The sequence below is a fragment of the Streptomyces yaizuensis genome (assembly GCF_034961445.1).
GTDB lineage: Bacteria > Actinomycetota > Actinomycetes > Streptomycetales > Streptomycetaceae > Streptomyces > Streptomyces yaizuensis.
This window is the reverse complement of sequence record NZ_BSBI01000011.1, coordinates 163,659-175,885: the sequence shown is the minus strand read 5'-3', so window position 1 is coordinate 175,885 and position 12,227 is coordinate 163,659. Positions and strand designations below refer to the sequence as shown.

Sequence of the window (12,227 nt, the reverse complement as noted above, 5' to 3'; positions counted from 1 at the left end):
TCCTCTCAGACGGGCTCCGGGGCCCGGACACGCGGAACGGGCCCGCTCCCCTCAGGGAACGGACCCGTTTCAAGGACGATCACCGTGAGGCGATCAGGCGTCCTTGGACTCCTCGGCGGCCTCGGCCGGCTTGGCGTCCTCAGTGGCCTCGGCGGCGGGCGCCTCGTCCTTCTTGAGGGCGTCCTCCTTGACCGCGCGCACGGTGGCGGCCTCGGCCTCGGCGACGGTGGCCTTCTTGGCGATCTCGCCCTCGACCAGCTCGATCACGGCCATCGGGGCGTTGTCACCACGACGGTTGCCGATCTTGGTGATCCGGGTGTAACCACCCGGACGCTCCGCGTAGCGCGGGGCGATCTCGGTGAAGAGGCTGTGGACGATGCCCTTGTCGGTGATCGTCTGCAGCACCAGGCGACGGTTGTGGATGTCGCCCTTCTTCGCCTTGGTGATCAGGCGCTCGGCGACCGGACGCAGGCGACGGGCCTTGGCCTCGGTCGTGGTGATGCGGCCGTGCTCGAACAGCGCCTTCGCGAGGTTCGCGAGAAGGTGACGCTCGTGCGCGGCGCTGCCGCCCAGACGGGCACCCTTGGCGGGCTTCGGCATGGTGTTTCTCCTTGTGTGCTGCACCGGCCGTGTCAGGTACCGGTGTCAGTTCCCCCGTGGCGGCTGCCCCGGGGAAGTCCTGGTGAGCCCGGGGGCTCAGTACTGCTCGGTCTCCACGAAACCGGCGTCCGCGTCGTCGTCGGCGCCGAAGGCGTCGGCGGCGGCGGTCGGGTCGAATCCGGGCGGGCTGTCCTTGAGGGCCAGGCCCATGCCGGCCAGCTTCGCCTTGACCTCGTCGATCGACTTCGCACCGAAGTTGCGGATGTCGAGCAGGTCGGCCTCGGAGCGGGCGACCAGCTCGCCCACGGAGTGGATGCCCTCGCGCTTGAGGCAGTTGTAGGAGCGGACGGTCAGCTCCAGCTCCTCGATCGGCAGCGCCAGATCGGCGGCGAGCGCGGCGTCCGTCGGGGACGGACCCATGTCGATGCCCTCGGCGTCGATGTTCAGCTCGCGGGCGAGACCGAACAGCTCCACCAGGGTCTTGCCGGCGGACGCCATGGCGTCACGCGGGCGCATGGCCTGCTTGGTCTCGACGTCGACGATCAGCTTGTCAAAGTCGGTGCGCTGCTCGACCCGGGTCGCCTCGACCTTGTAGGTGACCTTGAGGACCGGCGAGTAGATGGAGTCGACCGGGATACGGCCGATCTCCTGGCCGACCTGCTTGTTCTGCACGGCGGAGACATAGCCGCGACCGCGCTCGACGGTCAGCTCCATCTCCAGCTTGCCCTTGCCGTTGAGGGTGGCGAGGACCAGGTCGGGGTTGTGCACCTCGACACCGGCCGGGGGCGCGATGTCGGCGGCGGTGACCAGACCCGGGCCCTGCTTGCGCAGGTACATCACGACCGGCTCGTCGTGCTCCGAGGAGACGACCAGCTGCTTGATGTTGAGGATCAGGTCGGTGACGTCCTCCTTGACGCCCGGCACGGTGGTGAACTCGTGCAGCACGCCGTCGACGCGGATGGACGTGACCGCCGCACCCGGGATCGAGGACAGGAGGGTCCGGCGGAGGGAGTTGCCGAGGGTGTAGCCGAAGCCCGGCTCCAGCGGCTCGATCACGAACCGGGAGCGGTACTCGTCGACGACCTCTTCGGTCAGCGAGGGACGCTGAGCGATCAGCATGTGTATCGGTCCTTCAGTCGGGGGCGCCCGCTATATGACGCCCGACAAACATGGTGCAAGGGTACGGGCGGCACGTCCCCGAAGGGGGTCGTACCGCCCGGACACTCAAGGCGAAGCGCTCGTCCGGGGACGACGCGGCGTCAGACGCGGCGGCGCTTCGGCGGACGGCAGCCGTTGTGCGGCGTGGGGGTGACGTCCTGGATCGAGCCGACCTCAAGGCCGGTGGCCTGGAGGGAGCGGATCGCGGTCTCACGGCCGGAGCCGGGACCCTTGACGAAGACGTCGACCTTGCGCATGCCGTGCTCCTGCGCCCGGCGGGCGGCCGACTCGGCGGCCATCTGCGCGGCGAAGGGGGTGGACTTGCGCGAGCCCTTGAAGCCGACGTGGCCGGCGGAGGCCCAGGAGATCACGTTGCCGGACGGGTCCGTGATCGACACGATGGTGTTGTTGAACGTGCTCTTGATGTGCGCGTGGCCGTGAGCGACGTTCTTCTTTTCCTTGCGGCGCACCTTCTTGGCAGCGCCCTGACGACCCTTGGGGGGCATCTCTTACTCCTACGGGAGGTGGTCGGTCCTGCAGCGAAGACCGCTGGCTGGTGCGGGCTCCGGGGGTCGCCCCCCGGAAGTCCGCAGTGGTCCGCTGAGGACTACTTCTTGCCCGGCTTCTTCTTACCGGCGATGGCGCGACGCGGGCCCTTGCGGGTACGAGCGTTCGTGCTGGTGCGCTGACCGTGGACCGGCAGGCCGCGGCGGTGGCGCAGACCCTGGTAGCAGCCGATCTCGACCTTGCGGCGGATGTCGGCCTGGATCTCGCGACGGAGGTCACCCTCGGTCTTGATGTTGTTGTCCACGTACTCGCGGATCTTGACCAGTTCCTCTTCGGACAGGTCACGAACGCGGGTGTTCGGGTTCACACCGGTGGTGGCGAGGGTTTCCTTCGCCAGGGTGCGGCCGATGCCGAAGACGTAGGTGAGTGCGATCTCCACACGCTTTTCGCGCGGGATGTCAACACCGGAAACGCGTGCCATGCAATGGCTCCTGTGTATTTCGGGGGTCTTCCGCAAAGCCATTCCCGACCGCCGACCGCTCCGGAATGTCGGAGAGGTGGTACGGACCGGGTCCCCGGCCCCCGCCGGAGGTGTCGTCAGCCGCTGCTGCGACCGGACGGGCCCTGCGTATGTACGTTGTGCTCGCGTCGCGCGAAGAACTGCGGGAAGTGCAGGTTGGCGTGCGTCAGCCCTGGCGCTGCTTGTGGCGCAGGTTGTCGCAGATGACCATGACCCGGCCGTGACGGCGGATCACCTTGCACTTGTCGCAGATCTTCTTGACGCTCGGCTTGACCTTCATGGGGTGAGGTTCTCCGGGTCAGTGCCGAGACCCCGACAGGGGACTCGACAAGATCTACTTGTAGCGGTAGACGATCCGGCCACGCGTCAGGTCGTACGGAGACAGCTCCACCACGACCCGGTCGTCCGGGAGGATTCGGATGTAGTGCATCCGCATCTTGCCGGAGATGTGCGCGAGGACCTTGTGACCGTTCTGAAGCTCCACCTTGAACATCGCGTTCGGGAGGGACTCGATCACGGTGCCCTCGATTTCGATGGCACCTTGCTTCTTGGCCACGCTTCGCCCTTCGAATCGGCTACCTTGATCGACAATCGCCACCCGGTGCGGGCACACGGGTACACGAGAGCCGACGCATCAGTCTACGCCAGGCCCCCCGAAAAGACGAATCCAGGGAGCTTGCCCATCCCGCGTGATCCTTACGCAGTGAATTCCGGGCAGTGGCCGAAGCCCGCCGGACGGCCGCAGGGCCGGGGGCGGGCTTCGATCGTTCGACTGTTCGACTGTTCGACTCATTCGGTTGTCCGCGGGTCCGGACGGCAGGCGTACGGGCCCCCGGGGCTCAGGCCAGCGGGTCGGGCGCCGCCGTGACACCCAGCTCGGCCAGCTTGGCCCGGCCGCAGTCCGGGGCGGTGAGGACCAGCGGGCCCTCCTCCGTCAGCGCCACCGAGTGCTCCCAGTGCGAGGACCAGGTGCCGTCCGTGGTGATCACGGTCCACTCGTCGGCGAGCACCTCGGTGTGCGGCGTCCCCAGCGAGACCATGGGCTCGATGGCGAGGCAGAGGCCGGGCACCAGCCGGGGGCCCTTGCCGCGCTTGCGGGTGACGTAGTTCAGCAGGTGCGGCTCCATGTGCATCTCGGTGCCGATGCCGTGGCCGCCGTACTCCTCGACGATCCCGTACTTGCCGCCGCCGATCTTGGGCTGCCGGCGGATGTAGGTCTCGATCGCCCGGGAGATGTCGACCAGGCGGTTGCCGGCCCGCATCGCGGCGATGCCGGCCCACATGGACTCCTCGGTCACCCGGGACAGCTCCACCAGCTCCGGGGCGTGCCCGGTGCCCACGAAGGCGGTGTAGGCGGCGTCCCCGTGCCAGCCGTCGATGACGGCGCCGGCGTCGATGGAGATGATGTCGCCGTCCTTGAGGACCGTCTTCGTGTCCGGGATGCCGTGGACGACGACCTCGTTCACCGAGGTGCAGATGGTGGCGGGGAAGCCGCCGTAGCCGAGGAAGTTCGACTTGGCGCCGTGCTCGGCGATCACCTTGCGGGCGACCTCGTCCAGGTCACGGGTGGTGGCGCCGGGCACCGCGGCCTCACGGGTCGCCGCGTGGATGGCAGCGACGACCAACCCCGCCTCGCGCATCTTCGCGATCTGCTCCGGGGTCTTGATCTGCACCATGGCCTTGCCTTCCACCTCAGTCGTCCGCCGCCCGCCGGGCGACGCCGTGCCGGCGCCCCCGCCGTGACGGTCGCGGTCCTTCGTTCTCCCGGTCCCCCGGGCCCTTGCTCAACAGTACGGCCGCGGTGTCCGTCGGACACCGCGGCCGTCCCTTCTGCACGCTGCTCTCAGCGGGCCACCGCCTAGGCGGGGTCCTCGCCGTCCTTCTTGAGCGCTTCCATCGCCCGCCCGGTCACGTCGGTGACCTTGCCCAGCGCCGAGATCGTCACCACGAGGCCCTGGCCCCGGTAGTAGTCGATGATCGGCTCGGTCTGGGTGTGGTAGACCTCCAGGCGCTTGCGGACCGTCTCCTCGGAGTCGTCGTCCCGCTGGTACAGGTCGCCGCCGCAGACGTCGCAGACGCCTTCGATGGCCGGCGGCGAGTACGTGACGTGGAAGACATGGCTGGAGTCGTTCCGGCAGATGCGGCGGCCCGCGATCCGCTTGACGACCTCGTCCTCGGGGACCTCCAGGTCGAGCACCGCGTCCAGCGTCATGCCCTCGGACTTCAGCATCGCGTCCAGCGCCTCGGCCTGCGAGACATTGCGCGGGAAGCCGTCGAGCAGGAAGCCACCCGCGGCGTCCGGCCGTTCCATCCGGTCCTTGGCCATGCCGATGGTGACCTCATCGGGCACCAGGTCTCCCGCGTCCATGTAGGACTTGGCCTCCAGGCCGAGGGCGGTGCCCTGGCTGATGTTGGCCCGGAAGAGATCGCCCGTGGAGATGTGCGGGATCGACAGGTTCTCGGCAAGGTACGCGGCCTGCGTTCCCTTGCCCGCACCGGGGGGTCCGACGAGGACGATTCGCATTAGCGGAGGAACCCTTCGTAATTGCGCTGCTGGAGCTGGCTCTCGATCTGCTTCACGGTCTCCAGACCCACACCCACGATGATGAGGATGCTCGTCCCGCCGAACGGGAAGTTCTGGTTCGCGCCACCGAAGCTCGCCAACGCCATCGTCGGGACAAGAGCGATCAGGCCCAGGTACAGCGAGCCCGGCCAAGTGATCCTGTTGAGCACGTAGCTCAGATACTCGGCAGTAGGTCGACCAGCCCGGATACCCGGGATGAAGCCACCATACTTCTTCATGTTGTCCGCGACTTCTTCGGGGTTGAACGAGATGGCCACGTAGAAGAAGGCGAAGAAAACGATCAGAAGGAAGTACGCGGTGATGTAGTAGGGGTGGTCACCTGTGACGAAGTATGACTCGACCCAGGTCTTCCACCCTGAGGTCTCGCTGGAGAACTGCGCGACCAGGGCCGGGATGTACAGCAGCGACGAGGCGAAGATGACCGGGATCACACCGGCCTGGTTCACCTTGAGGGGAATGTAGGTGGACGTACCGCCGTAGGAACGGCGGCCGATCATGCGCTTGGCGTACTGCACAGGAATCCGGCGCTGGGCCTGTTCCACGAAGACGACCAGACCCACCATCACGAAGCCGATCACGATGACCGTGCCGAACTCGATCCAGCCCTTGGCCAGCGTGCCGCTCTCCTTGATGGCCCACAGCGAGCCGGGGAAGCCGGCCGCGATGGAGATGAACATCAGGATGGACATGCCGTTGCCGATGCCGCGGTCGGTGATCAGCTCACCGAGCCACATGGTGGCGGCCGTACCCGCGGTCATGGTGACGACCATGACGACGGTCGTGAAGATGGACTGGTCGGGAACGATCTCGTTGGCGACCTGACAGCCGCTGAAGAGCGCGCCGCTGCGAGCGGTCGCGACCAGTCCGGTGCCCTGGAGGATGGCGAGCGCGACGGTCAGGTACCGGGTGTACTGCGTGATCTTCGCAGTGCCGGACTGACCCTCCTTCTTCAGCGCTTCCAGCCGTGGAATGACCACGGTCAGCAGCTGGAGGATGATGCTCGCCGTGATGTAGGGCATGATGCCCAGCGCGAAGATGGTGATCTGAAGCAGCGCGCCGCCGCTGAACATATTCACCAGGCCGAACAGGCTGTTGTTGTTCTCCTGGGCCTGGGCGACACAGAACTGGACGTTCTGATAATCGATGCCCGGTACCGGCACATGTGACCCGAGCCGGTAGAGCACGATGATGCCGAGTGTGAAGAGCAGCTTCTTGCGCAGGTCGGGCGTCTTGAACGCCCGGGCGAACGCGGTGAGCACGGTGCCTCCTGCGACCCCCGCGCAACTGCGTCAGAGGTGACGGTCTTGAGGATCGACGAATACGTTTCAGGCAATCCCGTACGGCCCCGGTGAAAGCGGACGATACGGCACGAGAGCAGGAGCCCCCGCATCATTACAGCAACAGTGCACGCCACCTTACCGGCGACAGTGCCCCCCTTGGAACGACCGACCGGGGATGCCCCATTTGAGAGGGCATCCCCGGTCGGATGTTTCAGCCTTCAGCCACGAGCCGGTCTCAGACGAGCTCGGTGACCGAACCGCCCGCGGCGGTGATCTTCTCCTTGGCGGAGCCGGAGACGGCGTCGACCGTCACCTGCAGCGCCACGGAGACCTCGCCCTGGCCCAGGACCTTGACGAGCTGGTTCTTGCGAACCGCACCCTTGGCGACCAGATCGGCCACCGTGACCTCGCCACCCTGCGGGTAGAGCGCGGCCAGCTTGTCCAGGTTCACGACCTGGTACTCGGTGCGGAACGGGTTCTTGAAGCCCTTGAGCTTCGGGAGACGCATGTGGAGGGGCATCTGCCCACCCTCGAAGCGCTCCGGAACCTGGTAACGGGCCTTCGTGCCCTTGGTACCACGACCTGCGGTCTTACCCTTGGACGCCTCACCACGACCCACACGGGTCTTGGCGGTCTTGGCGCCCGGGGCAGGACGGAGGTTGTGGAGCATCAGCGGGTTGTTGTCCGCCATGTCAGTCGACCTCCTCGACCGTCACGAGGTGGCGGACGGTGTGAACCATTCCGCGGAACTCGGGGCGGTCCTCCTTGACAACCACGTCGTTGAGCCGCTTGAGGCCCAGCGAACGGAGGGTGTCTCGGTGGTTCTGCTTGCTACCGATGTACGACTTCGTCTGCGTGATCTTGAGGCGGGCCATCAGACACCCGCCCCCGCACGAGCACGGAGCAGGGCCGCGGGGGCCACGTCCTCAAGGGGCAGACCGCGGCGGGCCGCGATCTCCTCGGGACGCTGGAGGCCCTTGAGGGCCGCCACGGTCGCGTGCACGATGTTGATCGCGTTGTCGGAGCCGAGCGACTTCGACAGGATGTCGTGGATACCGGCGCACTCCAGGACGGCGCGCACCGGACCACCGGCGATAACACCGGTACCGGGGGAAGCAGGCTTCAGCAGGACGACGCCCGCGGCCTTCTCACCCTGGATGGGGTGCGGGATGGTGCCCTGGATACGGGGGACCTTGAAGAAGTGCTTCTTGGCCTCCTCAACACCCTTGGCGATGGCGGCCGGCACCTCCTTGGCCTTGCCGTAACCGACACCCACGGTGCCGTCACCGTCGCCCACCACGACCAGCGCGGTGAAGCTGAAGCGACGACCACCCTTCACAACCTTGGCGACGCGGTTGATCGCGACGACGCGCTCAACGTAAGCGGTCTTCTCGGCGGCAGCTGCGCCGCCGTCACGGCCCTTCCGGTCCCGCCGCTCGCCGCCACCGGCACCGCTTCCGCGGCGCTGGGGTCCAGCCATTGGAATTACCTCTCTCTTTTTCCGCTAGCTTCGCGGCAGCGACTAAGTCGCTGCCGCGACGGGCGGCTCAGAACTTGAGCCCGGCCTCGCGGGCGGCGTCCGCCAGAGCGGCGATGCGCCCGGCGTACTGGTTACCACCACGGTCGAACACGACGGCCTCGACGCCGGCGGCCTTGGCGCGCTCGGCGACCAGGGAGCCGACCTGCTTGGCCTGGGCGCTCTTGTCGCCCTCGCCACCGCGGATCGAGCTGTCCAGGGTCGACGCCGACGCGAGCGTGTGGCCCGCGATGTCGTCGATGACCTGCGCCACGATGTGACGGTTGGACCGCGTCACGACCAGGCGCGGACGCTCCGCCGTGCCAGAGACACGCTTGCGGATGCGAATGTGGCGACGCTTGATGGCGGCGCGCTTGTACGCGTCACCCTTGGCGATCTTCACACCGTATGCCATGGCTTACTTACCCGCCTTTCCGACCTTGCGGCGGATGACCTCGCCCGCGTACTTGACGCCCTTGGCCTTGTACGGGTCGGGCTTGCGCAGCTTGCGGATGTTCGCGGCGACCTCGCCGACCTTCTGCTTGTCGATGCCCTCGACCGAGAACTTGGTCGGCGACTCGACCTTGAAGGAGATCCCCTCGGGGGCCTCCACCAGGATCGGGTGGCTGTAACCGAGCTGGAACTCCAGGTTGGAGCCCTTCGCGGCCACGCGGTAACCGACACCGCTGATCTCGAGCGCCTTGGTGTATCCCTGGGTCACACCGGTGATCATGTTCGCCACCAGCGTGCGGGACAGGCCGTGCAGGGCCTTGTTCTGACGCTCGTCGTTGGGGCGGGTGACGTTCAGAACGCCGTCCTCACCCTTAGCGATCTCGATCGGCGCGGCCACGGTGTGCGTGAGGGAACCCTTGGGGCCCTTCACGCCGACCGTGCGGCCATCGATGGTGACGTCCACACCGGCGGGAACCTGAATGGGGAGCTTGCCGATACGCGACATTGGCTTTTCCTCCGTTCCCGACTACCAGACGTAGGCGAGGACTTCCCCACCCACGCCCTTCTTCTGCGCCTGCTGGCCGGTGAGCAGCCCGTGGGACGTGGAGATGATGGCCACGCCCAGGCCGCCGAGCACCTTCGGCAGGTTGGTGGACTTCGCGTACACGCGGAGACCCGGCTTCGAGATCCGCTTGATGCCCGCGATGGAGCGCTCACGGTTCGGGCCGAACTTGAGCTCGAGAACGAGGTTCTTGCCGACCTCGGCGTCCTCGACCTTCCAGCCCGTGATGAAGCCCTCCTGCTGGAGGATTTCCGCGATGTGCGACTTGATCTTGCTGTGCGGCATGGTCACGGAGTCGTGGTACGCCGAGTTCGCATTCCGCAGACGCGTCAGCATGTCTGCGATGGGATCAGTCATGGTCATGAATTGGCCTTCGGCCTCTCTCGCCGGGGTTTCCTGTATGCGCCATCCCTCTCCCCACACAGGGGCGGGACGGGTGCGGCGCGGGGACCTACGGCGTAGTAAGTCGTATGGGCGGCGGACGCCCAACCCTCCTAGCCTAAGCCATGGAGGGTCGGGCAACCGCCGACCTTCTGCTTACCGAGAGCGTCCGGTGAACCCTAAAAGGGGGTTCTACCAGGAGCTCTTGGTCACGCCCGGCAGCTCGCCACGGTGAGCCATCTCACGGAGGCACACGCGGCACAGGCCGAACTTGCGGTACACGGAGTGGGGACGACCGCAGCGCTGGCAGCGCGTGTACGCACGCACGCCGAACTTGGGCTTGCGGGCGGCCTTGGCAATGAGAGCCTTCTTCGCCACGGCTCACGCCTCCTTGAACGGGAAGCCGAGGTGACGAAGGAGCGCGCGGCCCTCAGCGTCGTTGGTCGCCGTGGTGACCACGGTGATGTCCATACCCCGGACGCGGTCGATCTTGTCCTGGTCGATCTCGTGGAACATGACCTGCTCGGTGAGACCGAAGGTGTAGTTGCCACGGCCGTCGAACTGCTTGGGGGACAGACCACGGAAGTCGCGGATGCGCGGAAGCGCGAGCGACAGGGTGCGGTCCAGGAACTCCCACATGCGGTCGCCACGGAGCGTGACGTGGGCACCGATCGGCTGGCCCTCACGCAGCTTGAACTGCGCGATGGACTTACGGGCCTTGGTGACGGCCGGCTTCTGGCCGGTGATCGTGGTGAGGTCCTTGATGGCACCGTCGATCAGCTTGGAGTCGCGGGCGGCGTCGCCCACACCCATGTTGACCACGATCTTGACGAGGCCGGGAACCTGCATGACGTTCTCGTACGAGAACTCCTCAAGCAGCTTGCCCTTGATTTCCTCGCGGTACTTCGTCTTGAGACGCGGAGTGGTGGTGGTAGCCATCAGATGTCCTCACCCGTCCGCTTGGCAACGCGGATCTTGTTGCCCTCGTCGTCGAAGCGGTAGCCGACGCGGGTCACGACCTTCTTGCCGTCCTTCTCCACGACGAGCTGAACGTTGCTCACGTGGACGGGGGCCTCGGTCGTGATGATCCCGCCGGACTGCGAACCGCGAGCGGTCGGACCGGCCTTGGTGTGCTTCTTGACCCGGTTGACACCCTCGACCAGGACCCGGTCCTCGCGGGGGAAGGCCGCGATGACCTTGCCCTGCTTGCCCTTGTCCTTACCGGTGATGACCTGTACCAGGTCGCCCTTCTTGATCTTCATGCTTACAGCACCTCCGGCGCGAGCGAGATGATCTTCATGAACTTCTTCTCGCGCAGCTCACGGCCCACGGGGCCGAAGATACGGGTGCCGCGAGGGTCGCCGTCGTTCTTCAGAATGACAGCGGCGTTCTCGTCGAAGCGGATGTACGAGCCGTCCTGGCGGCGGCGCTCCTTGACGGTGCGAACGATGACCGCCTTGACGACGTCACCCTTCTTCACGTTGCCACCGGGGATCGCGTCCTTGACGGTGGCGACGATGACGTCACCGATGCCCGCGTAGCGGCGACCGGAACCACCGAGAACACGGATGCAAAGGATCTCCTTGGCACCAGTGTTGTCGGCGACACGCAGTCGCGACTCCTGCTGGATCACGTCTATCTCCTGTTTGTCTGCCGGTTCCCCGGGGGGCCGCTGAGCGGCCCCCCGGAGCCTGGCGGAACTGAACTCGAAGGGTTACCCCTTCAAGCGATTACTTGGCCTTCTCGAGGATCTCGACGATGCGCCAGCGCTTCGTCGCGGACAGCGGCCGGGTCTCCATCAGGAGGACGCGGTCGCCGATACCGGCGGCGTTCTGCTCGTCGTGAGCCTTCAGCTTGCTCGTGCGGCGGATGACCTTGCCGTACAGGGCGTGCTTCACACGGTCCTCGACAGCGACGACGACGGTCTTGTCCATCTTGTCGCTGACGACCAGACCCTCACGGGTCTTGCGGAAACCGCGCTCGACCTTGGTCTCTTCAGTCACGTTGTTCTCGCTCATCAGGCGCTCTCCACCGTCTCGATGCCCAGCTCGCGCTCACGCATCAGGGTGTAGATCCGCGCGATGTCCTTACGGACGGCCTTCAGCCGGCCGTGGTTCTCGAGCTGACCCGTCGCCGCCTGGAAGCGGAGGTTGAACAGCTCTTCCTTGGCCTCGCGGAGCTTGTCAACAAGCTCCTCGCTGCCCAGCTCGCGCAGCTCGGACGCCTTGGTTCCGGCCGACATCACGCCTCACCTGCCTCGCGCCGAACGATGCGGCACTTCATCGGAAGCTTGTGAGCAGCGCGGGTGAGCGCCTCACGAGCAATCTTCTCGTTCGGGTAGGACAGCTCGAACATCACCCGACCGGGCTTGACGTTCGCGATCCACCACTCGGGGGAACCCTTACCGGAACCCATGCGGGTCTCGGCGGGCTTCTTCGTCAGCGGACGGTCCGGGTAGATGTTGATCCAGACCTTGCCGCCACGCTTGATGTGGCGGGTCATCGCGATACGCGCCGCCTCGATCTGGCGGTTGGTCACGTACGCCGGAGTGAGGGCCTGAATGCCGTACTCGCCGAACGCAACCTGCGTACCACCCTTGGACATACCGCTGCGCTTGGGGTGGTGCTGCTTGCGGTGCTTGACCCTACGGGGGATCAGCATGTCGG

At 66.3% G+C, this 12,227-nt stretch carries 22 protein-coding genes; all 22 read right to left on the bottom strand.

Annotated elements, in window-relative coordinates:
- Nucleotides 1–93 precede the first annotated feature (93 nt).
- Nucleotides 94–600 (bottom strand): 50S ribosomal protein L17, encoded by a 507-nt coding sequence (gene rplQ, locus SYYSPA8_RS25175; protein ID WP_323449578.1) that lies wholly within the window; start codon nucleotides 598–600, stop codon nucleotides 94–96.
- A 96-nt stretch (nucleotides 601–696) separates the two neighbouring features.
- The gene (locus SYYSPA8_RS25170) at nucleotides 697–1,719 is read right to left on the bottom strand and encodes a DNA-directed RNA polymerase subunit alpha (RefSeq protein ID WP_146481858.1); all 1,023 of its coding nucleotides are present in this window, start codon (nucleotides 1,717–1,719) and stop codon (nucleotides 697–699) included.
- 140 nt (nucleotides 1,720–1,859) lie between these two features.
- Nucleotides 1,860–2,264 (bottom strand): 30S ribosomal protein S11, encoded by a 405-nt coding sequence (gene rpsK / locus SYYSPA8_RS25165; protein ID WP_003956432.1) that lies wholly within the window; start codon nucleotides 2,262–2,264, stop codon nucleotides 1,860–1,862.
- 101 nt (nucleotides 2,265–2,365) lie between these two features.
- Entirely contained in the window at nucleotides 2,366–2,746 is a 381-nt protein-coding gene (rpsM, locus tag SYYSPA8_RS25160; RefSeq protein WP_323449577.1) for a 30S ribosomal protein S13, read from the bottom strand.
- Between the two features lie 205 nt (nucleotides 2,747–2,951).
- Nucleotides 2,952–3,065, bottom strand: a complete 114-nt coding sequence (gene rpmJ, locus SYYSPA8_RS25155) for a 50S ribosomal protein L36 (protein WP_003956441.1) — start codon at nucleotides 3,063–3,065, stop codon at nucleotides 2,952–2,954.
- 54 nt (nucleotides 3,066–3,119) lie between these two features.
- A complete protein-coding gene (infA, locus tag SYYSPA8_RS25150) occupies nucleotides 3,120–3,341 on the bottom strand; it encodes a translation initiation factor IF-1 (RefSeq protein ID WP_003956442.1) in 222 nt (73 codons plus the stop codon).
- 283 nt (nucleotides 3,342–3,624) lie between these two features.
- Nucleotides 3,625–4,461, bottom strand: coding sequence for a type I methionyl aminopeptidase (gene map, locus SYYSPA8_RS25145; RefSeq protein ID WP_323449576.1), 837 nt, complete (start codon nucleotides 4,459–4,461; stop codon nucleotides 3,625–3,627).
- Between the two features lie 182 nt (nucleotides 4,462–4,643).
- Complete coding sequence (locus SYYSPA8_RS25140; RefSeq protein ID WP_323449575.1) at nucleotides 4,644–5,309, bottom strand: adenylate kinase; 666 nt, start codon at nucleotides 5,307–5,309, stop codon at nucleotides 4,644–4,646.
- Nucleotides 5,309–6,628: a preprotein translocase subunit SecY gene (gene secY, locus SYYSPA8_RS25135; protein ID WP_323449574.1), complete on the bottom strand. Its 1,320-nt coding sequence runs from the start codon at nucleotides 6,626–6,628 to the stop codon at nucleotides 5,309–5,311. The genes SYYSPA8_RS25140 and secY overlap by 1 nt, the downstream gene beginning before the upstream one ends.
- Before the next feature lie 256 nt (nucleotides 6,629–6,884).
- Nucleotides 6,885–7,340: a 50S ribosomal protein L15 gene (gene rplO, locus SYYSPA8_RS25130; RefSeq protein WP_323449573.1), complete on the bottom strand. Its 456-nt coding sequence runs from the start codon at nucleotides 7,338–7,340 to the stop codon at nucleotides 6,885–6,887.
- Between the two features lies 1 nt (nucleotide 7,341).
- Nucleotides 7,342–7,524: a 50S ribosomal protein L30 gene (rpmD, locus tag SYYSPA8_RS25125; protein ID WP_005313525.1), complete on the bottom strand. Its 183-nt coding sequence runs from the start codon at nucleotides 7,522–7,524 to the stop codon at nucleotides 7,342–7,344.
- Nucleotides 7,524–8,129, bottom strand: coding sequence for a 30S ribosomal protein S5 (gene rpsE / locus SYYSPA8_RS25120; protein WP_323449572.1), 606 nt, complete (start codon nucleotides 8,127–8,129; stop codon nucleotides 7,524–7,526). Before rpsE ends, rpmD begins: the two co-directional genes overlap by 1 nt.
- A 67-nt stretch (nucleotides 8,130–8,196) precedes the next feature.
- Nucleotides 8,197–8,580 (bottom strand): 50S ribosomal protein L18, encoded by a 384-nt coding sequence (gene rplR, locus SYYSPA8_RS25115; protein WP_323449571.1) that lies wholly within the window; start codon nucleotides 8,578–8,580, stop codon nucleotides 8,197–8,199.
- A 3-nt stretch (nucleotides 8,581–8,583) separates the two neighbouring features.
- Complete coding sequence (gene rplF, locus SYYSPA8_RS25110) at nucleotides 8,584–9,123, bottom strand: 50S ribosomal protein L6 (RefSeq protein ID WP_323449570.1); 540 nt, start codon at nucleotides 9,121–9,123, stop codon at nucleotides 8,584–8,586.
- Between the two features lie 21 nt (nucleotides 9,124–9,144).
- The gene (rpsH, locus tag SYYSPA8_RS25105; RefSeq protein WP_006347222.1) at nucleotides 9,145–9,543 is read right to left on the bottom strand and encodes a 30S ribosomal protein S8; all 399 of its coding nucleotides are present in this window, start codon (nucleotides 9,541–9,543) and stop codon (nucleotides 9,145–9,147) included.
- Between the two features lie 210 nt (nucleotides 9,544–9,753).
- Nucleotides 9,754–9,939: a type Z 30S ribosomal protein S14 gene (locus SYYSPA8_RS25100; protein WP_003956452.1), complete on the bottom strand. Its 186-nt coding sequence runs from the start codon at nucleotides 9,937–9,939 to the stop codon at nucleotides 9,754–9,756.
- A gap of 3 nt (nucleotides 9,940–9,942) precedes the next feature.
- Nucleotides 9,943–10,500, bottom strand: coding sequence for a 50S ribosomal protein L5 (gene rplE / locus SYYSPA8_RS25095; RefSeq protein ID WP_323449569.1), 558 nt, complete (start codon nucleotides 10,498–10,500; stop codon nucleotides 9,943–9,945).
- Entirely contained in the window at nucleotides 10,500–10,823 is a 324-nt protein-coding gene (rplX, locus tag SYYSPA8_RS25090; RefSeq protein ID WP_323449568.1) for a 50S ribosomal protein L24, read from the bottom strand. The genes rplE and rplX overlap by 1 nt, the downstream gene beginning before the upstream one ends.
- A 2-nt stretch (nucleotides 10,824–10,825) precedes the next feature.
- Nucleotides 10,826–11,194: a 50S ribosomal protein L14 gene (gene rplN, locus SYYSPA8_RS25085; protein ID WP_003956455.1), complete on the bottom strand. Its 369-nt coding sequence runs from the start codon at nucleotides 11,192–11,194 to the stop codon at nucleotides 10,826–10,828.
- 97 nt (nucleotides 11,195–11,291) lie between these two features.
- Entirely contained in the window at nucleotides 11,292–11,579 is a 288-nt protein-coding gene (rpsQ, locus tag SYYSPA8_RS25080) for a 30S ribosomal protein S17 (RefSeq protein WP_323449567.1), read from the bottom strand.
- Nucleotides 11,579–11,803: a 50S ribosomal protein L29 gene (gene rpmC / locus SYYSPA8_RS25075; protein ID WP_323449566.1), complete on the bottom strand. Its 225-nt coding sequence runs from the start codon at nucleotides 11,801–11,803 to the stop codon at nucleotides 11,579–11,581. Before rpmC ends, rpsQ begins: the two co-directional genes overlap by 1 nt.
- Nucleotides 11,803–12,222, bottom strand: a complete 420-nt coding sequence (rplP, locus tag SYYSPA8_RS25070) for a 50S ribosomal protein L16 (protein ID WP_072485538.1) — start codon at nucleotides 12,220–12,222, stop codon at nucleotides 11,803–11,805. Before rplP ends, rpmC begins: the two co-directional genes overlap by 1 nt.
- Nucleotides 12,223–12,227 lie beyond the last annotated feature (5 nt).